This is a genomic window from Endozoicomonas sp. Mp262, assembly GCF_025643335.1.
Classification (GTDB): Bacteria; Pseudomonadota; Gammaproteobacteria; order Pseudomonadales; family Endozoicomonadaceae; genus Endonucleibacter.
In genome coordinates, this window is the sequence record NZ_CP092489.1 from 593,345 (window position 1) to 618,775 (window position 25,431).

A 25,431-nucleotide genomic window follows, 5' to 3' on the forward strand; every position below is an offset into this window, starting at 1 on the left:
GGGGTTAATGGGGAATATTATTCCCCATTTTTTAAACATCCTGAGTTCCCATTGCCTGCTTGGATCAAACACAAAATTCTTATTAACTGAATAACGTTTCACCTGGTCTTTTTGTAATCACCGGATACCTTATAGACAACCAATTTAACACCTTGTTTTTTATAATGGTCCAATATATCTGATAAGCGGCTGATATAAATATATTGCAAGCCAAAAATTAATGCATAGTCTTTAAAACCAAGAGCTACGCCTCTAAGAAAGAAATCATGAAAACCTGTTTCCGTATCGATAATCGATACAGCCAGAATATCATGCATTGATAGTTTTTCTCGATTCCTAATAGGCACCGTAGCTTCCATTTGAACTCCGGTACTCTCTTCCACCTTAACAGTATGCAAGGAGCCTTCACCTGGTTCGAAATTTGTCTTCATTATCACTAATGGCTCAGCTTTAGCAGCTGACACTGAATAGTGTTTGATTATCGCAATTATTTTTTCTGTTAAAAACTTATTATCAAAAAGATCGCATCCATTTCGCAAGCCTTCCCGTATTGAAAATTGTTGAATAACTTCTGATATTTTTGGCCTTACCATTAATACAGATTTACTAGTTTGTGCATTTGGATCAACCAACTCTGCCGAAACTGGCTTAAAAGGATTTGATTCTCTAACCTCCTTTGTATACCTCAATGATTCAGATATCAACATCCTAATATTAAATAATGTTGTCCCGTCTAAAAAAATATTACTATTTTCAATAGTGAACACCATCCCTTTTGAGCTTTTCGTAATAATATTGTTGCATTTAATAATGTTATTTTCAGATAAATAGGCTGATCCCATACCAAAAACCAACGCCTTGGCATCCTCATCAATCATAAAAACAGGTCTTATAGCACCAGCAAATAACTCTTTTCTGGGATCATAATTTTTAAATGGAACTCCTGGAGGATCGCCAAGCATAGCATCATGATAAATATATACATCAAAATGGAAAGAGGGGACTCCGTATTGATATTCACTTTTCAGAGCAAGACTACAAGTTTCCTTGAAAGGACTGAGATTTTCTAAACTTGAAGAAGCTGCCAGCATTCCAGGACTTGCATCTACATTACCATCCTTTACAAAAAACCATATCGCTCCCCAGCTTGTAGGTATAAATGAACAAAGTAGTATCAAAATAAAGCAAATCATTGCGAGACAGCTTTTTCCCCTGCGTCCTCCGATAATTCTTTGTTCATTCTGAACTGGGCATGCATGCCTTCTACTATCGATGATTGCTATCATGCTCTCTCCTCTCTATGTCACCCTTTAAGCATGCATTCCGATCAGCCTGAGGCTTACAGAAGTTAGCGCATTTTATTTATCCACTACCTTTAGTTCAGTTTCTCATCTTTTCCAAATATATCAGGAGTTCTTTACTCACCAAGTTATCAACAAAAACATGAATCCATATTTAAGCACAATTCAACTACACATCTAAAAAATAATATTTGCATTTAATATAATAATTAGGAATAAAATAGAAAATGTAAATTTATGAAAGTCGTGAGATACTTGAAGCTCACCTTCCCAGATAGTCTGGCAAGTCTACACAGTGAACAACTGTATTTAAGAAACAGGCTTTACATTGTGATTAATTCACTTATTTTAAATATACTTTTAGGAATATTGACTATTTCCTTTTCCACAAGCAACTTACTGGCCGTTAAAAGCAACCAAAAGGATTCTGTCAGAAAGAGTCATTTAGAAAAGCATCCTTATAGAGACAGTGCCAACCAAATACAAAGTGAATTTAAAACAACAACCCATTATGATTTAAATATTGTTTTATCTGGTCATTGTAAAATTATTGTCGCTAAAATGAAGAGTTCTATCTCTGTATACGAAGACTCTGAAAAAAGGAAGTTAACATACATAATTACAGCATTCCCAAATTATAACGGGGGATATAATCCTGTTAGGGAGATAACCGACCGTCATGCTATTCAAAGAAGATTACTTGCCTGCCTAATGAAAATTGTGTTACGGGCTGGCCATTTAGGCGTTAATATTACTTTAGAAGTGGTGGTTACAGAGGACTCTGAAGGTCAGGTTGAGTGGATTAAAGGAGTAATTTCTCATCCACTCATAGAGCGGGGAAGAACGTTTTTTTACTACGGATTAAAACGACAATATTATAATATATGGTCCACTCTCCCCTTAGAAGAAGAGGGTCTATTTGTGAATCCAATTGTCTATTCTGTTCATGCTTTAATCGGAGATAATGACTTATTGCATAAGAGTACAATCCCTTTCATGCACAGTATGGAAGCAGCTGAATCAAATAATCGTGTTTCGGTATTTAATGACATAAAAGGCAAGCAAAAAGGAAAAAAGCAACCAAGGGCAACAGAGTGTCGATGTACGACAGGTTACGTGTCAGGTCTTCGGCGTAGATACTATCAAGAAACAACATCAGAAAATATTAAAGTAACTATAGCTAATGATCAGCGTATCCCGGTATTTTGTATTCACCCGATATATACTAAACCCTCTGGATACAGAAACCTTGCACTTACCAACGTTGAACATGAAGAAGAGACCTATAGAGATAAATTAACTACTGCTCCCATTACGCCATCTAAAAAATCTATCAGGAGGCAAAGAGAAACCACCAGTCCCCCTCGTTTTTACTTGCTATATAAGTTAGTAGCTGCAATTCAATCCTTGAAGCTGTGAATCAATCTACCCAATTAATAGGAAAGTGCAAGGGAAGGGGATACTTATTAATTATCAATTCTCCCATAACTTAGCATAGGCAGTTGCTTTCTGGATACATCCAAATCCTCCCTCCAAACCCCAAGCTTATTGAAAATGATGTACTAGACTGGTCACTACCCTTAAAAGCTGACCCTATAGCCTATGTCCGCACAAACACCGGAAAGCAAACCTCATATTCATAACAACGAGCCGGTAACAGTAACCCACCTTCCTCAGCCAAAGGTTTGCGAAGGCTATGGATTACAACCAATTCCCCGCGAGTCTCGAACCGGAGGGATCTGGCCATTATTCAATATCTTCTGCAATTATTTTATTAACCCGGGAACCCTGTTGACATCTGGAATGATGGTTGTGGCAGGGCTTTCGTTTCAGGCGACGGTGATTATTCAGATTATTGCGGCTATGACTGGCACCCTTCCTCTGGTGTTATTTTCCCGGGCAGGCGTTCGCTATGGCATTCCCGGTCAGGTTTTTTGCCGGGCCGTTTTTGGTATCCGGGGTTCCCAATGGATCACATCAACCCTGCGGTTGCTCTGTTCTATATACTGGTTTGCCTTCCAGACAGCGGCGGGAGCTATGGCCATTGAAGCCATTTTAAGGAACTGCTTTGAAATGAATATCCCGCTGTGGAGTGTTTCACTGGCTTTTGCCATATTCCAGGGAGTCATTGCCATTATTGGTTATCACTACCTGAAGTGGTTATCGGTCTATACTTTTCCCATCAAGCTAATCACTTTTATTTTTTTGATCGTTTTTATTATTAACCATGGAGGTTCAGCTGCCAGCCCGGCAGCCGTTCTACAGTGGCCCGGCATTCACTGGAGCTGGATACTGACCGCCACCTGGTTTAACACAATTTTTGGTTCCTGCCTTTCCATTGTCACCGATGCCTCTGACTTTAGCCGTTATACCCGATCGCAACGTGAACTCTGCCTGGGCCTATTATCAGGCTGTATCACAGGAATTACCGTAGGCTCAATCTTTGGTGCCTACGCGGTCATCGCCGGAGGGGGTAGTAACATCAATCCCTTTGAAACCATCTCTGTATTACAGCCTGATGCCCTGATCATATTGCTCATAGCACTGGTGGTCTTTCTGGATAACTGGACCATTAATGTGATCAATCTTTATACAGGCGGGCTTTCTCTGTGTAATACCTGGGAAAAGCTGGGCCGGGTTTGGGCAACGGTTCTTGTCACCCTGATCGCTTCAATCCTTTCCTGCTTTCCGGAAATGATAAACTCCTACACCCATATCATGGGAGCCGTTGGCGCCCTCTTTGCCCCTATTACCGGTGTCATGCTGGTTTGGTACTTCTATCAATTTAAACAAATACAATTACCAGGCCTTTATCAGAAAGGAGGCTGCTACTGGTATAACGGGGGATTCAACGGACTTCCTTGTCTGTTAATTCCTATGGGCTTCCTGTTACAGCCTTTCCTGCCCATAGTCTTTTTGCCCACCCTGCTTATCATGTCATTCTCTGGTTTGGTTTATTGCCTTTACAGGGTGTGCCGTAAACAAACCCGGAGTCGTCTTCTGGAATCCAGATCAATCTGCAAAACCAGGCAGTAGCGGAAAAATTATTCCAAAACAAAACAATTTGGATATTTTTTTTCATTTGATCTGACCTGTATCAAAAAAACACCCGGGATCTCCAGGATAAAATCCCCTCACAGCACAAATCACGTCAAACATTAACAACAACTAACGCGCTATAGAATAAAAGGATCAAGCCAGGCTAAACCTTCGATATACATCATAAAGCACACAAACATTAACTGTAATAAAACACCCTATATCAGGAGTGATAGGCTCGTGAGTGAAACAAAAAAAATCAATTTTTGTCTGGTTGGAGCAGGCCGGATCAGCCAAGTACATGGAAAAACCCTGTCTGAACATCCCGGGGTAAAGGTTAAGTATGTTGTGGATATCATCGAGTCCGCAGCGAAAAAACTGGCGAAAGATATCGGTGCAGAAGTCTCCTCTATCGAAACAGCACTCAACGATGACAGCATTGATGCGGTGATGATTGGCAGTCCCACCAATACTCATGCAGACCTTATTGAGCGCTTTGCCCAAGCGGGCAAAGCTGTCTTTTGTGAAAAACCTGTAGACCTGGATATTGCCCGGGCGCGGGACGTTGCCCAAATTGTTAAAGAGACCGGCACAACCTGTGCTATTGGCTTTAACCGCCGGTTTGACCAGACTTTTGGCCAGCTTCACTCCCAGCTCAAAGAAGGCCGTATTGGCAAGCTGGAACAGGTTATTATTACCAGCCGTGACCCTCTGCCGCCACCCGCCGAGTATGTCAAAGTCTCCGGAGGCATCTTCCGGGACATGATGATTCATGATCTGGATATAGCCCGCTGGCTATTAGACGAAGAACCCGTGGAGGTGATGGCCTCTGGCAGCTGCGTAGTTGATCCGGCAATAGGAGAGGCTGGCGATATCGACTCAGCCATGGTTGTTTTAAAAACCGCCAGCGGCAAGCTCTGCCAGATAACCAACTGTCGCAGGGCTGCATATGGTTATGACCAGCGCATTGAAGCCTTTGGTGAAAAAGGTATGCTCCAGGCCAATAATCACCGAATGCATGAAGTTCAGTTCTCAGGAGAAGAAGGGGTGGTAGCCGATAAACCCAAGTTTTTCTTCCTTGAACGATACCTCCCGGCATTTCGCACTGAACTGCAGGACTTTGTCGATAGCATTCTAAACAATCGAGCACCTGTCGCCACTATTGAAGACGGCGTTCGAGCCCTGGAGCTGGCTGATGCCTGCCTTGAATCCTATAAAACCGGGAAAGTTGTAAAATTATAGCCCTATAAAAAATAGCGCCATTCTCCGCGCATCGCGCCTAAGAATATCTTTTCAATGCCTTTGACATGCAGCCTCGTTCCCAGCGTCCTCGCTGGGAATGCATACGGATACCTCCAACTGTTATAACTTGGGGAGGTATGCATTCCCAGGCTGGAGCCTGGGAACGAGAGGACAAAACTATCATCTGCTGTCGGACGGACTACTAGCGCTGCTTTACAACTCGCTTTAAGCTGACTTAAGTCACTACACCCTGACACCAGGAAGCATAAAGTGGCTGCAAGTTTTAATAATAAGGCTTGCTTTATGAATCTGAACTTCCTGATACCCGAAGCACCCATTGAACTGGATGCCGGCATCTCAGATGTTAACTTTGGCGCTGATGTAAAAATTGTTCGCCCGGTAAATCTCTATCGGTGTGATATTGGTGATCAAGTGGTTATCGGGCCTTTTGTAGAAATCCAGCAAAATGTCAAAGTGGGTAAAAGAACCCAGATTCAGTCCCATAGCTTTGTTTGCGAACATGTCTCCATTGGCAACGACTGCTTTATCTCCCATGGGGTTATGTTTACCAATGACCTTTTAAAGGCGGGTAAACCGGATGACAGCCCTGAAAATAAAAAATCCACGGTTATTGAGGACAATGTCACCATCGGCTCAAATGCCACAATTCTACCGGTGAGAATATGTAGTGGAACGGTGATCGGTGCGGGAACAGTGGTTACCAGAGATATTTCCGTACCCGGAACCTATGCAGGAAACCCGGCTCGGCTGCTCCGCAAGTTTGACCTATAGAATCAACCACCCCAGCAGCCTAACAACCTGACCGAAAATAGACCACCCTACTGCAACTTTATTCCCCTCGTTACAGTCACTATTATCGGTCAGCCTCCCAATGATAAATACAATTTCATTTATTGTGTACAATAAGACCAAGGGATGAGATTACCCACCCAACTGACTTTTCTTTTCATGCTAAAATCCCGCTATCAGTATGCAGGCTTTAGTCATGATAGAAATAACTAGAAGGGAAATGGACAGGGCTTTCCGAGATCACTGGAAGGCTTTTCAACTACTAACTGTTAAATCCTACTCCGGCCTAGCTTGTCTATTTTATGCTGTTGAGTGTGGATTAAAATCGCTAATAATGAGGCGCCAAAATAAAGATACCAATGTTGGCACTGACAAACTTGGTCATAATTTAAATGGCATGCTAGAGTGCCTCAGAAGCGATATACGGTTGCCAGGTAGTATAGCCCTGACTCCATTAAAACCATCCAACAGACAACGCAATGCTCAGCAAAGCGAACTCAACCAAGTCTGGCGTTATGGGGTCGAGTTAAAAGATAGCTCCGATAGAGAGCGCCTCACTCAGAAGCTTGAAAAGGTTTGCCACTGGATTAGGGATCAACGCTAATGAACCTCTTAAGCTGGCTTGATATTGAAAGAATACTTGCCTCTAAAACACAGAATTTCGCACACCTCCCAGATAGTATTTCGGATATTCGCACTTATAGTGATGCTGTAGAAATAGACTTTACTCACGGGAAAGAAGCTAGCGCCACTGAATTCCTAAAAAACATATTCGGGAGTAAATGGCAAGAAGCTGATGAAAAGAAAAGAATATTACTATCCTATGATGACGATGCTAGCTTAGAAGTCAATTTTGCAGAGGATACACAACGATCGCCTCGTACCGTGAAACCTCTTTGGAAAGATCTTGGCTATGCATCCACCTCCCCTCTTTTACCCACAAGCCTAGAATCACCAACGGGGAAAACAAAAATTGCTGCATTTCACTCATTTAAAGGAGGGGTAGGGCGTACCACCTCCCTATTAACATGGTTTGTTGCTTTGATGAAGCAGTTTCATCAACAAAAAAATAAGGATCGCGGCCACCTCAAAGTGCTTTTGGTAGATGCAGACCTGGAAGCCCCCGGGCTTACTTATCTATACAAGCCATCTGACAGACCAAAGGTATCCTGGATTCAGTTCCTGGAGGCTAGTCACTACCCCCCCGTAGAAAACACTAGAGTTATCAAATTCTTTGCTGATGAGCTGAACAGCTTTTCAAAAACAGTCGCAGGAATAGAAGTTTGCCTTTTACCCGCTTTTTCAGATACTGCCAATATGGGGATGACTCAGCTAATGGACATATCTGTCCGACCTGAGCACTTGGCAAACTCACTTGACCACCCTTGGCGTTGCACTGACATTCTTCAACAGCTAGGAAAAGAATTAGGAGCAGACTTAATTCTAGTTGATCTTCGGGCAGGATTAAGTGAACTATCAAGCCCCTTACTCTTTGATCCTCGAGTAGAGCGTTTTATCGTAACGACATTATCTGAACAATCTGTCCAAGGCACAGAGTTTGTACTGGAGCGTTTAGCCACCCTGGCAAGCGACTCTGAGTGGCGTAGAAAATTTGGAGCACAAACTCTAGATCCAAGAGTTATTGCCACTTTTGTGACAGAAGAGTTCAGAAAAACACCTCGTTATAAAGATAGCCTGGAGCGCTTAAACAAAGCGTATACATTAGATACGATTGAGGGTGTTAACGCTACCGAAGGTCTTGAGATTATTGAAGGTGAATTCAGCTCTCAAATGCTTAACCTAGGCCAATGGGAAAGCACACTTAATGTTATTGAGACTGGTAACCCTCTGCTGGCTGAAGCTTTGAAGTGGGCAAAAAACCTACTAAGCCAGGAGGATATAGCCCCCTCTCGCCCGGAGAGCACTGACCAAGATGCTCAAGCGCGACTATTAAATGATCTTAGCAGTCGGCTAGTCTATGCAGAAAAAGGTGCAACTACAGAGCTACTGCTTACGGACCCCCTCCGAAATCTAGCACAACGGCATAAAAAAGACTTACCGAAAATAGTCTCCATTGGCGCCAAGGGTGCTGGTAAAACGTTCAACTACGTGCAGCTATGTCATAGAATCACCTGGAGTAGGTTTCTCCACGATGCAGGCATCAGCTTTGATCAAAGTCTATCAAAACAACTCAAACATACATATATACTTCCGCACATAGGTTCATCCAACGTTGAAGGGGATGCACTAAAGGCAATAACAAGGGCAAGAAATACTTTTTATAATAAAGCAGAAACTAACCCATACTTTACTTCATCAGCATTCAGAAAAAATTTAAAAGCAGCAAAAAGGGAGAATGAAACTGACTGGGAGTTATTCTGGGAAAAAGAACTCATTGCTCTGCATGGACTGGATACTGAACAAACACCTGATTTCGAGTCACTTGCAGAATGGTTGAATAAAAAGCAACTCCAAACGGTTATCATAATCGATGGTCTTGAGGATGAATTCAAAAAGGTAGGTGAGGAAGAAGCTGAAAATGCAGCAATCGAAGCTCTTTTACGTATACCAAACCGCCTTCGGGAAATAAATCATTGCCCGATCGGCATCATTATATTGATAAGAGAGGATTATGTAGAAGCCGTAATTACTCAAAATCTTGGTCAGTTTCGTTCACTATATGAATCATACCAGCTGGTTTGGGATGCTGATGCGTTCTTGCGGCTGGTTTACTGGATCTGCCAACAAGCTGCTCTTTACTTTGCGAAAGAACCCGTTGACAAGCTAATGACCAAAGAAATCTCAGCCAAGCTACATGGACTTTGGGGATTAAAATTAGGAAAGCCCGCATCTAGAGAAGCCTACTCTGTCCGCTGGGTATACGCAGCTTTATGTGACTTGAAAGGCCGACTACAAGCACGTGACATAGTCCGATTCTTGAAATACTCAAGCGAAAAAGCCTTATCCAATGACAATAGGACTGCTTGGATGGATCGAGTACTACCTCCCCAATCCATGAGAGATTCAATGGCAAAATGCAGTGAAGAAAAAGTAGAAGAAGCCAAAAATGAGCTTGCTGTACTGAAAGAGTGGATCCAACAACTAAATGGCGTGGATTCTGATCTGAAGACGATCCCTTTCTCCGCTAAAGATATAGGTCTTAAACCGGAGGAACTCAACAGGCTGATTGAATACGGTATTGTTTACGAGGACACTCGGATGGATGACAGCAAGCGCTACTACCTGCCAGAGTCATATCGTCAAGGCCTTGAATTCTCAATGTCCCGAGGAGGACGGCCGAAGGTCCAGGCAATGCTAAAAAGTTCCCTTGGCAAGCTACCTGTCGACTTATAGCCCCCCCGGCTTTCTTGAAATTGAACTCCCCCCCAGAGAAAAATCTGGGGGGGGATTTTCTCTTATTGCTTGAATCCAGCGTGGTTCAGGTATTATTTTTTCTAAACGTGGAAAGGATTTTCCATGCGCTACTACCCTTCTGATCAATGGTTAGACTATTGTCATTGAGGTCAAGAAATTTACTAAAGCCAAGCTTTGAACTCATGAGGGGATCCAGCTTCTTAAAACCCATACTCCAATCCGAAAACTGGGCGCTGTCCTGCTCTCCTTCCAGAAGCTTCATCACCCGGTAGTGCCTGGGATCCTGGCCGATTTTATCATACACCTTCATAACCTCATCCTTGCTACTACCCTCCAGTACTTGCATAAAGACCCCATCACAGTAAAGCAGCATACCGGTAATCCCATCCCGGGTATTATTTCGCCTGGCCACCTCAAGCAGCTCATCCAGCTCTTTTTCAGAAAACATTTCCTTGGCGGCACTGGTATAGACGATATAGTACATGGCATCTCCCTTGCGCAATCAATAAATTTTATACAGAACCTATAGTTACATTAGGCTGGCTGGTATTGATTATCAACTACTCGCATACTCAAATATAAACACAAGCAACAAAACGCCAGAACCTCCCATGACACCCCTTCAAGCCTTGCCACATATTTATTCATGACGATTAAAAACAAAGCAATATATAGCCCTATTTAATGCATAACAAAAGCCTCTAAAAATAATAGAAACAGATAACAAAAAGTTAATTACACTGAAAAACAGCACCTATCACTCACTTTTTATTGCAAAATTAACCTATATAAATGCATAATTAACCACTTAAAGTTGTCAAAAGGATTACCGGCAACTTGAGTATCAGTCACTGGCAAAAATGGACACACAGGTTTGAAAATGCAGTCGAACGTCGCTACCAAACGGCCCTTTAATATGGCCACACTACTAACCTTCCTGGTACCTTCCCTAGCAGGCCTTCTTCTCTTTGTCACTCCTGTCAGCTACCGAGGAGAGGTATCCATTCCCATAGCCATACTCGCCAGTGCCGTACAATCCTCCCTGGGTGATTATTTACCCGCTTTGGTGACAGCCATTGTCCTGGTCACGGCCGCCTTGACAGTGATCACCAAGCTGGCAAGACCCGATATTATTACAAACAGCACCTTTCTTAATGGCCTCCTTGATGTAACTCCTCTCTGGTGTTTGGTTCGCATCGCCGGAGCACTGTTTATTGCTCTCAGTTATTTTAAGGTAGGCCCTGAAGCCGTCTGGTCCCAGTCAACCGGGGGGATGGTTCTGAATGACCTTTTGCCGGTACTGTTCAGCGTCTTCATTTTTGCCGGGCTGCTACTGCCATTGCTGATGAACTTTGGCTTGCTTGAATTGATTGGCACTCTGCTCACCAAAATCATGCGCCCCTTATTTGGCCTGCCCGGGCGCTCTGCCATCGATTGTATCGCCTCCTGGCTGGGTGATGGTAGCGTTGGCATCCTGATGACCAGCAAGCAATACGAAGGCGGTTTTTATACACAAAGAGAAGCAGCGGTGATTGGCACCACATTTTCCACCGTATCAATCACCTTCTCACTGGTGGTAATTGCCCAGGTGGGACTCCAGCATATGTTTGTACCTTTCTTTCTGACCGTTTGTCTGGCCGGCTTTGTAGCAGCTATCATCGTTCCCAGACTGCCGCCCCTGTCCTGGAAAAAAGACCACTTCATTAATGGCAAATCCCGTGATCACGATGTCGATGTAATTCCACAGGGATGGACAACCTTTTCCTGGGGACTGCATAAGGCGCTGGAAAAAGCGGAATCAGTAAAAAACCCGGGTACCGTCATCAAGGATGGCTTCAAGAATGCTATCGATATGGTGTTTGGCGTACTGCCAATCGTTATGGGGATAGGCACTCTGGCACTGATTGTGGCAGAGTACACACCGGTATTTGATTATCTGGGCATGCCATTTGTGCCCCTGCTGGAACTTCTGCAAATTCCTGAAGCCAGCCAGGCGTCTACAACCCTGGTTGTAGGTTTTGCCGACATGTTCATCCCTTCCATTCTTGCTTCTTCGATAGAAACAGAAATGACACGGTTTGTTATCGCAGCCCTGTCACTGACCCAACTAATTTTTATGGCAGAAGTGGGTGCGCTGTTATTGGGAAGCAGAATACCTGTCACTATCTGGGAACTGTTTATTGTCTTCCTGCTTAGAACTATGGTGACTTTGCCGGTTATTGCAGGTGTTGCCCACTTTATTTTCTAAGCGTCCAAATCAGCAGTACCGATCAATCCAGCGAATACATGATTCGCTGGATTTTTTTTAACTGCCAAAAAATCACAATCTAAACAGTACTGCCTTAAAAAATAAACATTCCACACCACTTCACAGACACCTGTGATACTGTTAGCGTCTTGGCCATACAGCTCTATTTATGAGGGAGTATTGATGTCATCTATTACTATTGCTGTTGCCGCTATTGTTGCCCTTATCACAGCCCTGCTCACTTCACTCATCAGCAGGCAAAGATCTCAGCGTATCCAGGTACAACTGGAAACCAGTCTCAGTCAAAACAAAGATCTTCTCAATGACTATAAAGAAGGCAACACCAGACTGGAGCAGAGGCTCGAAACATTGAGCAATGACTATACTGAACTGCAAGTCAGTAATAAGGAACTGGCAACAAAACTTGAGTCATCCCAGGACAACCTGTCAGAAAGCACAAGACAAGCCAATGAGTACAAGACCCGAATAGAAACCTATGAGAAAGATCTTCAACAGGCCCGCCATAGCGAAGGTCAGGCTAAAGAACAAGAAGCACAGCTAGACAGGCTCCAGAAAGAGAAAGCAGAGATATTGCAAACCCTTGAGTCCGAGCGCTCAGTCCGCAATGGTGCAGAAAAACATGCCCGGGAGCTAAAAACCCGACTTGAGGAACAGCAGGCAAGTAACGAGAAGGCCATAAAACAACTCAATGAGAATAAGGAGCTACTGAAGCAGGAATTCAATAACCTTGCCAATGAGATATTTGACGCAAAAGGTAAGGCTTTCTCCGAGCAACATAAGGCACGCCTGGAAGAAACACTGACACCCTTTAAGGAACAAATCGTCGAGTTCAAGCGTAAAGTTGAGGAAACCCATAAAGAAGACCACGCTGGCCGGGCCGCACTAAAGCAACAACTGGAAACGCTCCACAAACTCAACCAGAAAATCACTGATGAAGCCGGTAACCTTGCCAAAGCCCTGAAAGGCGATAAAAAGCTACAAGGTAACTGGGGTGAGATCCAGGTTGAAAAAATCCTTGAAAGCAGTGGCCTGATCAAAGGCCAGGAATATGAAAGAGAAGCCAGCTTCAAGGATGATGAGGGACAGAATAAACGACCTGATTTCATTGTTCATCTGCCAGAAGGCAAGCACCTGATTATTGACTCCAAGGTTTCCCTTGTTGACTACATGGCCTATGTCAGTGCTGAAAATGACACATCAAGGGAAAAAGCACTGGCGCGCCATATTCAAAGTATTCGCAACCATATCAAAGGACTGGGTGAAAAAGGGTATACCAAGCTACCTGGTATTGAGGCGCCTGACTTTGTCTTTATGTTTATGCCCATAGAGCCGGCCTTTATGGCCGCATTCCAACATGATCAAAAGTTATTTAACGATGCCTTTGAACGTAAAATTGTCGTAGTCACACCAACCACCTTGCTCGCCACCCTCAGGACTGTTGCCAACCTCTGGACCATTGAACGACAAAACACCAACGCAAGAAAACTGGCTGACCGAGCTGGCCTTGTATACGACAAGTTAAGAGTGTTTGTTGAAAAGATGGAAAAACTCGACGCCCAGCTAACCACAGCCCGGGGCACTTATGATGATGCAATGAATACCCTGAAACAGGGACGTGGCAATCTGATATCCCAGGCTAACGAGTTTATGAACCTGGGTGTCCGGGTTAAAAAAGAGATGCCACGGCAAGTACTTGATACAGCCGACCTGAGGCCAGAAAAGGCGCTTGAGGAATCTGCCAGGGAAAAAGAAGAGGCCTGATCATCTGGGATGATTGACTGGCATGATATGACTCATGCCAGTCATTACTCTTTTCTTTTGACAAGGTCTTCATGGTGAACCAGCAGATAGGAAAATCATTTAAGGTGCTACTTTAATTATAAAATGAGTTGTTTTTTTCATTTTATAGCAATTGAAGCCATCTATGCCTTTTGGTAATTTTTCAGCCAAGCTTGGAGCAATTTTTTGAAACCCGGAAACAACTGTTACAATAAATTTGTTTTCATCACCAGTGTTAAGAATTTTAATTTGCGCTCGAACCTGATCGTTGAGTATAGGTTCTTCACATTTTTCAAGATGTCGACTTTCTGAGGGTGATGGATCTTCAGTAACATCTAAATCAACGCCTGTGCTTTCACTGCCAATATGAGTTCCATTTTCTAACTGGAGTATGAAAGCAGTTTCACTGCATAAAGTTGATACTAAGCTTATATTTTCATCAATAGGAAATTTAGGTTCTATTAAAATAAGTATAACTAAAGCGCAGGGGATATATTTTACCCAATTCTCAGCTAAAGAATATTTACTTTGTTCTCTATTAAGAACAGCACTTATTAAATCATTGCAAATATATCCTAATTCAAGAGACTTATTTACCTGTGGATGAATATTAAAACCCATCTCTTTTTGTTCTAGTACAAATACAGCAAGCTCATTTTCTTTATCCATAACATGAACTGTTTTAAAAACTGAGTCAATCTGTTGTTGAGTCAATATGGCATTAATGGGTGATGACATACTACATGCCATAATAAAAACAAGACCAACAAAAAAAAACAATATTATTTTTAAAAACCATACGACACCAAAACTTTACTCTATCTTAGTTTATTGAATACACAGATGCACACTTATGGGAAAAAGTGGCTATTAACAGTTTGTAGCGAACAGTATTAATGCTCAGCAATTCCCGCAAACCAGATTCCGGCTGGCACATTTTCAGTTAATTAAAAATGATTTTATCGCGGATGAACAGAGCCAGACTGCTGCTATATCGGCAGTCGGTTTTAATGACAGGTAACACAGGTCACAGGGCTAACATCAACGCTCTATGTCGTATCGACAGTCAGCAACTTCAAGCTCACACTTCGCCCTTCAATGATAGCTGTAAATACGTCTGTCCAGTTATCAATGCAGAACCAGTCAAACAGCCCTCGTATGGCATGCCAGAATGCCTTTTTAGACTTTTTTATCTTGAGCGCTTCCTGGAAGAGCTTGCAAGACAGTTGTTCTATCTGGTTGATGAGGAAGGCCGTAAAAGTCAGGCATGCCAGATTGCTGGCCAGATGCTGCTTTCCGTGCCCGTAATTGTGTTCGAGATGGTAGCCCTGTGTTTTCAGTGTATTGAACGTTTCGTTTTCAATTTTCCATTTAGCGCGTGCTCCTCGCATGAATTTATTCACGTTCTCGGCTGAAAGCTCAATGTCCGTGACCCAGGTGTTGACGTACTTCTTGTTGCCCTCTGGATCAATTTCTATATATTCGAGAAAGTTAACCAGCACATCCGGGTGTGACTTGTTAATGGGGGCACCATTCACAAACCGGAACCAGTGCGTAAACCCTTTATCATCGGTATATTCATAGCGCACCACTTTGTCTGCACAATCCAGCTCATCGACGGCCTGGTATAACGACTCATGGGTTGAATCCTTTGCCACCATAATGAAGCTATAGCCAAAGGACTTTACCAACTTGATGGTCGGTCCATCTGAGTACAGGTCATCAAAAGTCAGAACCAGTGGCAGGTGCGGATGCTCTCTGGATAAATTCGCCAATAGCCGCTTGAGCGCTACCTTCTCACAATCATTCTTTGACGCATCAACTTGTTTGATGATGGGTTCAGGCATTAAAGGTAATACTTCTTTCTTGCCCGGCTTTACCAGACAGCAGGCCAGTAACTGATGGTAGTATTGCGGATTTTTGCTGCCTGGCTTTTTTACACAACACTCAGGACAACTAATCTTCCCTGAGCAAAAGTGCCCCGTACCATCGATAGGCGCAAGATACCCTTCCTCAAAATAAGTGAACTGCTTAAGCCGCCCAGATCGTTGCACAAAGGCAAACAGGCGGGTAAAGAACTTCCTTAAATAGCGTGTTTCGATAGGGTCAATCAGATCCCTCAGATAGGTATCACTGGGGACACAGCTGACATTGTACATCGACTTTAAGTTCTTGAGCCTATCTGGGTTATTGACACAATCCTGATCAAAAGCCAGTAATGAAGGGTATTTCAGGTGCATGACTGCCAGGCCACTCATGACCGCATCATGAAGGACAATTTTGTCATGTTGGCTTTTCTTGCGAAAGTCTGGAATTTGACCCGCTTCATCAGAGACTATTTTGAGCAGTTTTTCAGCAATGGTTCTTGGTTTCGTTAGCGGCACAACATGAGCATCGTTATTATTATTGTGGTGAAATTCTACCGGATAGTCTGCGATTTTAGCAAGAGGCTACCAAGCTACAGCCCTTGTTATTAAGGGCTTTAATCAAGTCTGCGGGAATTGCTGATTAATGCTATCACCGAGATTAATGCTGTCAAACCCCATAGGGGCAAATATAGTACAAAATTCGTTACTAATAAGAAAATTTCTGCCTCGCCCTTAGCTTCCATTTCACAACAGCCTGAGTGAACGACAGATCAGGGGCTGGATTCAAGCAATAAGTGCAATCGACTTCCCGGTATAGACTTCGAGCGGGGTTCGCCCCCCTAAAACTTTTCTCGGCATGGTATTAATCAAGAGTTCAGCTTCCCAAACCTCCTCTTCTGTCAGATCCCCAAGAGCCATTTTCTTAGGCCAGGTTCGACGGATAATGCCATTGGTATTTTCGTTGGTGCCCCGTTGGTAGCTGGCATAAGGCTTAGCGAAAAATACGTCAGCATTCACTGCTTCTGATACCTTTTCATGGGCTGCAAACTCGCCTCCATTATCCAGGGTGATGGTGTGAACTGTTGAAACTCGTTTCAGTAGGCTGATCATTGTATCCGCTACTGTTTCAGACTGTTTGGTATCCACTTTGCCAATGAGTGTAAAGCGGCTCTTTCGGTCGACCAGCGTGACCAAGTGAGCGTCTTGCCCATACACAGTATCACCTTCCCAATCTCCCAAGCGAGACCGAAGCTCTACCACTTCAGGACGTTCGGTAATATCGACCCGATTAGGTATAAGAGAACGGCCTGCCTTGCGTTTACCTCCTTTGCATCGGCGTTTCCCAAAGCGGGGCAGCTTTTTATACAAGGAACCTCCCTGAGCTTTGTTATCAGCAATTCGGCTGTATACAGAGGTATGACTCAGAGCGATCTCAGGCACCTCAATTTTCATCCTGCAACTGATGTTTTCAGGAGACCAGCCAAGGAGTAGCCCCTTCTCTATGATCGGCATTTGTCGTTCATCTGTTTTGCTGTGCTTTTTGGCAGATTTCCTACGCTGCATAGCCAAGTTATGAGCCGATTCAGCACAATACCCATTATCGCCAGTATTGCGTTTCAACTCACGGGATAAGGCGCTCTCACTGATACCTGCAACCTCTGCGATCTCATTCTGAAAATGACCTTTTTCAAGGAGCGCCTCAATCTGGTATCGTTGCCCTTGGGTCAGCTGCTTGTATCGTCTGGTTTGTGTACTCATTCCTGACATCCATTTCTTAGTGTGAGAGCTACAGAATGTACCAGCAGCTGGCTCACATATGAAATATCAGTCGATTGCACTTATTGTATTAATCCAGCGGAGCATGTCAAAAGATAGAAATTCAACAAAGGAACGCACACCACCCTGAGCAGAAATATCGTGATATTTTTGCAAGCCTGAAAAACGTATCACCAGCATAGCGTTTCATTCTCAAAATATTTACTGCGAGAGTCAGGTATACCAACTTACCGAGCACATCAAATACGAATAATCAAACTATTGCCAATAGATTTTGAACCGTTACGATTATAATGCATTTCACCCCATCCAGTTCCAAGATAATAAAAGGGTAAGAATATGACCCCCAAAACAATTCGTACCGGATATCGCTACAGAAGTAACCGGCTCAATCCCCCCTATGATGCGATAGTTATCGGCTCGGGACCTGGCGGATTATCAGCCGCTGTTTGTCTATCCAAGGCAGGCAAAAAAGTATTGGTTCTTGAGCAACATTATACTGCCGGGGGCTTTAGCCACAGCTATAGCCGTCATGGCTATGAATGGGATGTAGGTGTTCATTACGTTGGCGGGGTAGGCAGTACAAAAACCCTGGAAGGAAGGCTCTTCAAATTTCTCACTGATGGCAAGTTACAGTGGGCTCCCATGTCTGACAACTATGACAGATTCTACCTGGGTGATGAGCAGTACGACCTTATCAAGGGTAAAGAGGCTTTTCGTCAACAGATGGTGCATTATTTTCCAGATGAGACAGTGGCCATCGACCGCTATTTATTAAAGGTCTACCAGACAGTCAGGGCAGTGCCCCTATTCACGGCCGGAAAAAATATGCCCCTGTGGATGGTAAAAGTACTGAAGCTGGGCGGTTTTCTAAAATTACCCCCCTTTTTTAATAAGACAACACTGGATGTTCTTAATGAACTCACCCACAACAAAAAACTAATTGCTGTACTAACGGGGCAATGGGGAGATTATGGCTTACCTCCAGCACAATCAAGCTTTATGATTCATGCCCTGGTTGCCCATCACTATATGTACGGAAGTTTCTATCCAGTTGGAGGCCCGTCTAATATAGCAAAAACCATGATCCCCCAAATCAGGAAAGCCGGTGGAGAGGTCTTTACCTATGCGGCAGTTCGCAAAATAATCATTGAACAAGGCCGCGCCAGTGGAGTGGAAATGGCGGATGGGAGCTCAATCCATGCCAAACTCATCATTAGCAATGCTGGAGCCGCCAACACCTTAACCCGCCTGCTCCCCAGTCAAGAGGTTAAAAACTTTAATTATGGGCAAGCATTAAGCCAGGTAAAACCGGCGCTATCACACCTCTGTCTATATGTAGGGATAAAAGGTAACGCCACAGATTTAGGCTTGCCCAAAACCAACTTCTGGTTTTATTCCGATGAAAATCACGATATCAATTATCAAACTTTTATGACTGACAGTCGTGCTCCTTTTCCCTTTATTTATATTTCCTTCCCCTCAGCTAAAGACCCGGACTGGAATAACTGTTACCCGGAAAAATCAACTATTGAGGTGGTTGTTCCTGCCAACTATGAATGGTTTGAAAAGTGGCAAGATACAACCTGGGGTAAGCGAGGTGCAGACTATGATGCACTGAAAGACCTGCTTTCGAAAAGGCTTCTGGATACCCTGTTGAAAAAGCTGCCTCAGCTACAGGGTAAAATTGATTACTACGAATTATCCACACCTCTTTCAACCCGTCATTTCTGCTCTTACCGTAGAGGAGAATTCTATGGGCTCGCCCACACGCCTCATAGGTTTAACCAGGAATGGCTAAAACCAAAAACCCGCATCCCGGGGCTTTATTTAACCGGTCAGGATACACTAACCGTCGGTGTTGTTGGTTCAGCCATGTCTGGCCTGCTTACTGCCTGCTCTATTCTTGGTCCCATTACTAGCTGGAAAATAATGAAGGCGCTAAAAAGAACACAATAGCACCCTATGAAAAGATAAAGGCTCAACAGAACCAGGGACTCCGGCCGATAATCTCAAGAACTACTTTTTGCAACGCCGGTCTTGGGTATGGATACCACACAACAACAGAATAATTTATCCGCCCCCCATACTCTTAATCAGCTTGGCAGAACTCGATATGGCCGTATTTTATACAATAAACATGATCGTTTTATTGGCCGCTCTATCAAGCTTTATGGCGAATACAGTGAAGAAGAGACAGCCTTATTCAGGCAATTATGCCGGACAGGAAATACTGTCGTGGAAGTCGGGGCCAACATTGGCGTCCATACGCTGCCTTTAGCCCGTTTTGTTGGTAACTCCGGACACATTTATGCCTTTGAACCCCAACGCCTGGTTTTTCAGACCCTATGCGCAAATATGGCGCTGAATAGTATTACCCAGGCAAGCTGCTTTAACTGTGGGGCTGGAGCAACAAAAACCACCCTGAAAATTAATGAGCTCAATTACCACAAACCAGCCAATTTTGGAGGCTACGCCATCCAACCGGCAGAAACAGGTATCCCCTTATCCATTGTCCGGCTTGACGACATGTTGGGCGATAAAAAGGTACATTTTCTTAAGCTGGATGTGGAAGGAATGGAGCTTGAAGTCTTGATGGGAGCTGAACAGATTATTAAAAACAGTCAACCGCTTATTTATCTGGAAAATGACCGGATTAACAAATCAAGACAGCTTATTGAGCATCTGTGGGAAAAAGGCTACCGGCTCTACTGGCATAAACCCCGTTTATACAATCCTGACAATTTCTTCAGCAACCCGGAAAATGTCTTTGGCAATATAGTTTCAATTAACATGCTGGCTATTCCCAACACACTGAGTGTCAATGTGAGCGGCTTTTCCCGGGTCACAGACAGTGGTTTTCACCCTATGGATAAAACGAAATAACCAAGAATAAGTATATATACACTTTGCCTTTCACCAAAAACTTCTATAAAGTTCAGCACCCGTTGGGCAGCAAAGCCCACGACAAAACGGTGAGGTGTCCGAGTGGCTGAAGGAGCACGCCTGGAAAGTGTGTATACGTTAGCGCGTATCGAGGGTTCGAATCCCTCCCTCACCGCCAGTATCAAAAGTTATGCAACGCGCTCGTAGCTCAGCTGGATAGAGTACCTGGCTACGAACCAGGCGGTCGGAGGTTCGAATCCTCCCGAGCGCGCCACATCAAAAGCCCAAATCTTATGATTCGGGCTTTTTTTATAGCCATTCCCCTTTCAATTTCCTGCATGGCCGACGCAATAAGCTAAGCTCTTACACTGCTAACTATTAATTATTAATCGTATAGAGCGTTATAGCCCTTTCGTTCTGGAAAAAATGGGTCATACTTCTGTGGGTACACCATTGTCCTTGGCGCGTTACTGCTATTTTATCTGTTGGTTGATACTGCTTCCCACTTCTGTGATATGCCATGCAGCTCCCTCTCCCTTCAGTGGTGTTTATGAACAAATACAAAAGCAGTTCCCCTCCCCCTCATTGGAGAAGGAGGAAAACCCGTTAAGTGCTTCGGTGCCATTAATCTCGGCGCTTTTACCCATACCAGAGACACCCACACAACTCTCAACAAAAATAGCAAAACTACAGGAAGAGCTCTCACGGTTTTATCCACTGGATACCAGTGCCTATAAAAAAAGACTGACAGCGTTTAGCTGGCACAGACTTGAGTCAGAACTCAGGGAACTGACCAGCCAGCAACTAGATAGACGCGAAGATATTGACCGAATAGAAAGACTGCTACTTAAGCACGCCAGAGAGCGGAGTAATATCCAAAAAACATTGAATGAAATTACCGACTTAAACAACAAGCATCAAAAAAAAATTCATCCTGATGGCATCACTACGGATGCCTCCAGCAAATATGAAAATCTTGTGGAGCAACTGGAAGGAAGGGCCAGGCTTCTACCCCTAAGCAATAAACGCTATGAACTTGAACTGCAACTGACACAGTTTCAGCTTGATCAGATCCTGCAAAAGAAGAGCATACTGGAAGCATTGCTTGAATCCCGTATCAAAAACCTGCGCAAACCGGCCTCCCTTGCCGAATCTTGCACCACTTCATTGTCTGATAACTTCTTTGATGATCCAAGCTTGAATAACCTGGCCTGTACCGAACAGGAATTACGGAACAGCCTGACAAAAGCCCGTAAAGATCTGCTCCTGGTTCAAAGGCTGGGGTTCAACCTGGAATTCCAGATGAAAGAGCTGGGTCATGTCAGTGAAGTCTATGAGCTACTTGAAAGCCAGCGTGAATGCCTGATGAGGCTTGACCTGACCAACTCCGGCAAATCACTCATCCACCAGCTGAGGCTCAAACAAACAATACTGTCTGAAAAAATAAGATCACTGGATCTGACCATGGACAACCTGAGCCGAAGAAGGCACCTGGAAACAATAATTAATAAAATTGAGGGCCTGATTCCTCTGGCTGTAGAACTCTGGGAACTGGAAAAGGAATTATTTCAACATCACAAGCGGGTTATGTCGGTACTGGAACAACGAAGGATGTGGATGGCCGTTGCTCCCGCCTTGACGCCATCGCAACTATTTTCAGCACTGATTGATGTCAAGGAACAACTGAAACTACTCCAGCTTGAGCTGGACACCGACCATTTCAGTAAATTATATCTATTAATCCTATTCCTCCTCATCTTTGGCTTGATACTGTCCCACATTTTCTATCAAGCCCAGAAGCGCTTTTTAAATAATAACCGTAAATCAGGCTCACTGTCTGTCATTCAGTTATTCAAGCTTGTTGCAATGATTATTATTGGCAGCACCCCCATCCCTATAGGCTTGGCTTTAAGCGGCATTGTATTAAAAGAAACCAGTGGTTATACCTTCACTTTCGGACAGGTCTTGCAAAGTACCGCATTGATGGCATTTGGCTGGACGATCATTGCAGCTTTCGGGAGGGAGTCCGTTCAACAACAAATCGGTGTACGCCAGGAGGGATACCACCACTGGCACAGACAGGCCAATATCCTTGGTATCATGTCAATCACGGGCTTGCTCCTTGGTGGATTTGCAGAATACTGGTATAGCAATCCCTATGATGACCGTATCACTCAAGTGACTCTACTGATTTGCGCCCTGGTTCAGGCCTGCATTGAATGGAAGCTGATAAAAGACACCCGGCCTGAAATTGGTTACTACTCCTTGAAGTTTATTTTAACCCTGATTTTCCCAATGAGTAGTTTATTGATAGTTTCCCTGGCAACACTGGGATACAACCTTGCAGCCTGGGCTATTTTCAGCCAGAAGCAGGTCATCATGCTGGTGTGTGGATTGACAATACTTGTCTATGAACTATCGCTCTATCTTCTGTATGCCAGAACCCGGAAAATAACCCTTGAGCATGCCTTGCATGAAAGACGACAGGCATCAGGTGATATAGGCCCTGAGGACGCCCTTGAAGTTTCACGATCTCATATTGGAGATCTTCAACTACAGGGAAAGCGGTTACTTCAACTGGTCTCACTATCCATTTTCTTTTTTTCTATCGCCTGGCTGACACAGGACTTTACTAACCTGATTGAGCCCATTGGTAAAATCAAGGTTTGGCCTTTTACTAACCTTGATAGCAACCTATCTGTTGCTCTCGGAGGCATAACCCAGGCGACCATTATTCTCCTGCTTACCTTGCTTCTCAGCCGAAACCTAACCGGTCTCATCAGGCTATCCGTACCTGCGAAATTTCTTGCCCAGCCTGCCCGCGCCTATACCTTGAGTCGATTTAGTATTTATACCCTCTGGGTTTCAAGTACCCTTCTAATATTGAATACACTCGGCATCAGCTGGGAAAAACTACAGTGGCTCATTATTGCAGTCACTGTTGGCATAGGTTTTGGACTTCAGGAGATTGTTGCAAACTTTTTCTCCGGGTTAATTATTCTTCTGGAAAGACCATTTCGGGTTGGAGATACTGTCACTGTAGGCACAGTTGAAGGTGAAGTGAAACAGATTCATATCAGGGCCACGGTAATAGAAGACTTTGACCGGAAAGAATTAATCGTTCCAAACAAAACCCTGGTGACCGGAGAAGTGACCAACTGGTCATTTTCCTCCAATGTATTACGGGTAGTGCTATGGTTCGGCGTAGCCCACGGCAGTGATAATGACCTGGTATTTCAATTACTGATGCTGGCTGCGGATGAATGCCAGAAAGCACTCAGGGAGCCGCCTCCGGAAGTTTATTTTATTGAGTACACAGAACATGCAGAACGCTATGAACTTCGAATATTCGTTAATCATGTGGATGATCGTTATCCAGCCAAAAATCAAGTAAACACAAGGGTAAAAGAGCTGTTTGCAGAAAACGGAATCGTCGTTGCACACGCACAGCAGGATGTTCATCTGGTGGTTTCACAAGAGGGTTAGGGGTTGTTATTTGGAGGCCATTGAAAGTCGAGGGTTCTAGTGGGGAAGGCAATATCAGCACCATGACTATGAATAATTTTTCCTGCATTAAGAAGAATGTCTTCCTGTATTCGTAACAAATCTTCATAGTCAGTGCATGCCGCAAAACAGTATATCTGTAGATCCAGAGAGGAAGCACCATACTCTATCAGCCGCACCTCAACCGGCCTCACCTGATCAATTTCCCGGTGGTTACGAATATATTCAGTAATGCTCTTTGTGATGGCAGGGACGCTGGCAATATCCTGATATCTTAATCCTATCATTTGCCTGATCCGACGATTTGAGATTCTTGAGGGGTTAATCACTGCCGAATTACCAAACAGGGCATTGGGTACATAAATAGGCTGGCGATCATAATTTCTGATCCGGGTCTGCCGCCAACCAATCTCTTCTACCCAGCCTTCTATCTGGGTATTGATAATTCTGATTTTTTCGCCAACATGAAAAGGCCGATCGAGATATAAAACCAGTCCGCCAAATAAATTGGCCATCATATCCTTGGCCGCCAGACCGACAGCCAAACCACCAATACCACCAAATGCCAGGATTCCGGAGATACTGATTCCCGCACTCTGCAGCAACATCAAGCCAAATGAAATAACGATCAGCAGTTGTACCAGCTTATAAATCACTTCTGCACTATTGGCATTAAGAGAGCTGTTTTTAAATTGATTGCACTGGAGGTTTCGATAGCAGGTATTAGTAAAACTAATCAGGAACCACCCTAACAAAAGAATCAGGGCAATTCTCTGAATCAGAGGAATAGCTTGCAAAATCGGTAACTGCGTCGTACTGCCGGAAAGATTGAGTATCCAGCCCAGCGCCATCAGCCATACAGATAAACTGGCTGGCAACCGTGCAGCCTTGGCAACAGCGCTAAAGTAGGGACTGGTTTGGCTATTAACCCCCAGGGATAAACGTCCTATAGCCCTGCGAGCCAAATAGCTGCCAATGGCCGCAGTTGATAGAATAACAAGACACTGACCTAACCAGACTATATATCCTTGGCTAAATACCTTTAAAGCCACCCAATCAGCGAAAAACTCCATAACTTAATACTCAAAAAGCAATATTAACTTTATTCAGTCTAGCAGCCATCCAAACCTGGTCATTTAGAGCTAGGAGCTGTTGACGTTTGCTCGTGTGCTCAGCCAAAACCAGCGGTTTCGTGGCTAGACGCAGTAGCGCAGGAATAACCTGAAGGTCACGCGGACTCATGTCTTTCAAGCTACTGCAACGACGGCACGGAATCGCTGGTTTTGGCCCTTCGGGTGGCTCGTAAAGCGGCTTTCCGACTGCGTTGGACTGGCTTGACGTAGAATAACTATGCCTGCACCAGTCCTCCCGGTGTGCCCCATTGGATATTGCGGAAAACCGCTTTACGAGCCACTGAGCTCACGATCAAACGTCAACAGCCCCTAAACCATGAGGTAATTTTTTAGCTGATTGGGAAATGGAGAACCGAGCGGTTCCTGCTCTAGAGAATAGTCAAAAATATGGCGCACAAACAGTGGGAAAGAAAAGTAAAACAAAACCCCGCTATTGCGGGGTTCAAATA

Annotated in this window: 17 protein-coding genes and 2 tRNA genes; 13 read left to right on the forward strand and 6 right to left on the reverse strand. The window is 44.0% G+C overall.

What is annotated here, in order from left to right; genetic code table 11:
* Positions 1-98 precede the first annotated feature (98 nt).
* Positions 99-1,286, reverse strand: coding sequence for a hypothetical protein (locus tag MJ595_RS02570; RefSeq protein ID WP_263080955.1), 1,188 nt, complete (start codon positions 1,284-1,286; stop codon positions 99-101).
* Positions 1,287-1,538: 252 nt separating this feature from the next.
* Here MJ595_RS02570 and MJ595_RS02575 point away from each other — a divergent pair, with 252 nt between their 5' ends.
* From MJ595_RS02575 to MJ595_RS02600, 6 genes are all read left to right on the forward strand, one after another.
* Entirely contained in the window at positions 1,539-2,720 is a 1,182-nt protein-coding gene (locus MJ595_RS02575; protein WP_263080956.1) for a hypothetical protein, read from the forward strand.
* 183 nt (positions 2,721-2,903) lie between these two features.
* Positions 2,904-4,337 carry a cytosine permease gene (locus MJ595_RS02580; RefSeq protein ID WP_263080958.1) on the forward strand — a complete coding sequence of 478 codons (1,434 nt, stop codon included), beginning with the start codon at positions 2,904-2,906 and terminating at the stop codon, positions 4,335-4,337.
* Positions 4,338-4,580: 243 nt separating this feature from the next.
* Positions 4,581-5,582: an inositol 2-dehydrogenase gene (gene iolG / locus MJ595_RS02585; protein WP_263080959.1), complete on the forward strand. Its 1,002-nt coding sequence runs from the start codon at positions 4,581-4,583 to the stop codon at positions 5,580-5,582.
* A 270-nt stretch (positions 5,583-5,852) separates the two neighbouring features.
* A complete protein-coding gene (locus MJ595_RS02590) occupies positions 5,853-6,374 on the forward strand; it encodes an N-acetyltransferase (protein ID WP_263080960.1) in 522 nt (173 codons plus the stop codon).
* 352 nt (positions 6,375-6,726) lie between these two features.
* Positions 6,727-6,996, forward strand: coding sequence for a hypothetical protein (locus MJ595_RS02595; protein ID WP_263080961.1), 270 nt, complete (start codon positions 6,727-6,729; stop codon positions 6,994-6,996).
* Positions 6,996-9,746, forward strand: a complete 2,751-nt coding sequence (locus MJ595_RS02600; RefSeq protein WP_263080962.1) for a hypothetical protein — start codon at positions 6,996-6,998, stop codon at positions 9,744-9,746. The genes MJ595_RS02595 and MJ595_RS02600 overlap by 1 nt, the downstream gene beginning before the upstream one ends.
* Positions 9,747-9,831: 85 nt before the next feature.
* Here MJ595_RS02600 and MJ595_RS02605 read toward each other — a convergent pair whose 3' ends face one another.
* A complete protein-coding gene (locus MJ595_RS02605) occupies positions 9,832-10,251 on the reverse strand; it encodes a BLUF domain-containing protein (RefSeq protein ID WP_263080964.1) in 420 nt (139 codons plus the stop codon).
* A gap of 396 nt (positions 10,252-10,647) precedes the next feature.
* Here MJ595_RS02605 and MJ595_RS02610 point away from each other — a divergent pair, with 396 nt between their 5' ends.
* Positions 10,648-12,015: a YjiH family protein gene (locus MJ595_RS02610; RefSeq protein ID WP_263080965.1), complete on the forward strand. Its 1,368-nt coding sequence runs from the start codon at positions 10,648-10,650 to the stop codon at positions 12,013-12,015.
* A 183-nt stretch (positions 12,016-12,198) separates the two neighbouring features.
* The gene (rmuC, locus tag MJ595_RS02615) at positions 12,199-13,797 is read left to right on the forward strand and encodes a DNA recombination protein RmuC (protein ID WP_263080967.1); all 1,599 of its coding nucleotides are present in this window, start codon (positions 12,199-12,201) and stop codon (positions 13,795-13,797) included.
* Between the two features lie 99 nt (positions 13,798-13,896).
* Here the strand turns inward: rmuC and MJ595_RS02620 are convergent, their stop codons facing one another.
* The 3 genes from MJ595_RS02620 to MJ595_RS02630 all read right to left on the reverse strand — a co-directional run bounded on the left by MJ595_RS02620 (position 13,897) and on the right by MJ595_RS02630 (position 17,441).
* On the reverse strand, positions 13,897-14,484 hold the full coding sequence (locus MJ595_RS02620) for a hypothetical protein (RefSeq protein ID WP_263080968.1): 588 nt from the start codon (positions 14,482-14,484) through the stop codon (positions 13,897-13,899).
* Between the two features lie 380 nt (positions 14,485-14,864).
* The gene (locus MJ595_RS02625) at positions 14,865-16,199 is read right to left on the reverse strand and encodes a transposase (protein WP_263078000.1); all 1,335 of its coding nucleotides are present in this window, start codon (positions 16,197-16,199) and stop codon (positions 14,865-14,867) included.
* A 267-nt stretch (positions 16,200-16,466) separates the two neighbouring features.
* A complete protein-coding gene (locus tag MJ595_RS02630; protein ID WP_263080969.1) occupies positions 16,467-17,441 on the reverse strand; it encodes an IS30 family transposase in 975 nt (324 codons plus the stop codon).
* Between the two features lie 357 nt (positions 17,442-17,798).
* Here MJ595_RS02630 and MJ595_RS02635 point away from each other — a divergent pair, with 357 nt between their 5' ends.
* From MJ595_RS02635 to MJ595_RS02655, 5 genes are all read left to right on the forward strand, one after another.
* Positions 17,799-19,418 carry an NAD(P)/FAD-dependent oxidoreductase gene (locus tag MJ595_RS02635; protein ID WP_263080970.1) on the forward strand — a complete coding sequence of 540 codons (1,620 nt, stop codon included), beginning with the start codon at positions 17,799-17,801 and terminating at the stop codon, positions 19,416-19,418.
* A gap of 87 nt (positions 19,419-19,505) precedes the next feature.
* A complete protein-coding gene (locus tag MJ595_RS02640; RefSeq protein ID WP_263080971.1) occupies positions 19,506-20,345 on the forward strand; it encodes an FkbM family methyltransferase in 840 nt (279 codons plus the stop codon).
* An 88-nt stretch (positions 20,346-20,433) separates the two neighbouring features.
* Positions 20,434-20,523, forward strand: a tRNA-Ser gene (locus MJ595_RS02645).
* Between the two features lie 19 nt (positions 20,524-20,542).
* Positions 20,543-20,619: transfer RNA gene (locus tag MJ595_RS02650), tRNA-Arg, on the forward strand.
* A gap of 167 nt (positions 20,620-20,786) precedes the next feature.
* Positions 20,787-23,831, forward strand: coding sequence for a mechanosensitive ion channel (locus tag MJ595_RS02655; protein ID WP_263080973.1), 3,045 nt, complete (start codon positions 20,787-20,789; stop codon positions 23,829-23,831).
* On the opposite strand, the gene MJ595_RS02660 is transcribed toward MJ595_RS02655, so the two are convergent.
* Positions 23,828-24,922, reverse strand: a complete 1,095-nt coding sequence (locus tag MJ595_RS02660; protein WP_263080975.1) for a mechanosensitive ion channel family protein — start codon at positions 24,920-24,922, stop codon at positions 23,828-23,830. The genes MJ595_RS02655 and MJ595_RS02660 overlap by 4 nt on opposite strands.
* Between the last annotated feature and the right edge of the window lie 509 nt (positions 24,923-25,431).

What these genes read in the sequence shown, in the direction of transcription:
- MJ595_RS02570 (WP_263080955.1), bottom strand. Translation starts at nt 1,286, where the DNA reads ATGATAGCAATCATCGATAGTAGAAGGCATGCATGCCCAGTTCAGAAT.
- MJ595_RS02575 (WP_263080956.1), top strand. Translation starts at nt 1,539, where the DNA reads ATGAAAGTCGTGAGATACTTGAAGCTCACCTTCCCAGATAGTCTGGCA.
- MJ595_RS02580 (WP_263080958.1), top strand. Translation starts at nt 2,904, where the DNA reads ATGTCCGCACAAACACCGGAAAGCAAACCTCATATTCATAACAACGAG.
- MJ595_RS02595 (WP_263080961.1), top strand. Translation starts at nt 6,727, where the DNA reads ATGAGGCGCCAAAATAAAGATACCAATGTTGGCACTGACAAACTTGGT.
- MJ595_RS02600 (WP_263080962.1), top strand. Translation starts at nt 6,996, where the DNA reads ATGAACCTCTTAAGCTGGCTTGATATTGAAAGAATACTTGCCTCTAAA.
- MJ595_RS02605 (WP_263080964.1), bottom strand. Translation starts at nt 10,251, where the DNA reads ATGTACTATATCGTCTATACCAGTGCCGCCAAGGAAATGTTTTCTGAA.
- MJ595_RS02610 (WP_263080965.1), top strand. Translation starts at nt 10,648, where the DNA reads ATGCAGTCGAACGTCGCTACCAAACGGCCCTTTAATATGGCCACACTA.
- rmuC (WP_263080967.1), top strand. Translation starts at nt 12,199, where the DNA reads ATGTCATCTATTACTATTGCTGTTGCCGCTATTGTTGCCCTTATCACA.
- MJ595_RS02620 (WP_263080968.1), bottom strand. Translation starts at nt 14,484, where the DNA reads ATGGATAAAGAAAATGAGCTTGCTGTATTTGTACTAGAACAAAAAGAG.
- MJ595_RS02630 (WP_263080969.1), bottom strand. Translation starts at nt 17,441, where the DNA reads ATGAGTACACAAACCAGACGATACAAGCAGCTGACCCAAGGGCAACGA.
- MJ595_RS02635 (WP_263080970.1), top strand. Translation starts at nt 17,799, where the DNA reads ATGACCCCCAAAACAATTCGTACCGGATATCGCTACAGAAGTAACCGG.
- MJ595_RS02640 (WP_263080971.1), top strand. Translation starts at nt 19,506, where the DNA reads ATGGATACCACACAACAACAGAATAATTTATCCGCCCCCCATACTCTT.
- MJ595_RS02660 (WP_263080975.1), bottom strand. Translation starts at nt 24,922, where the DNA reads ATGGAGTTTTTCGCTGATTGGGTGGCTTTAAAGGTATTTAGCCAAGGA.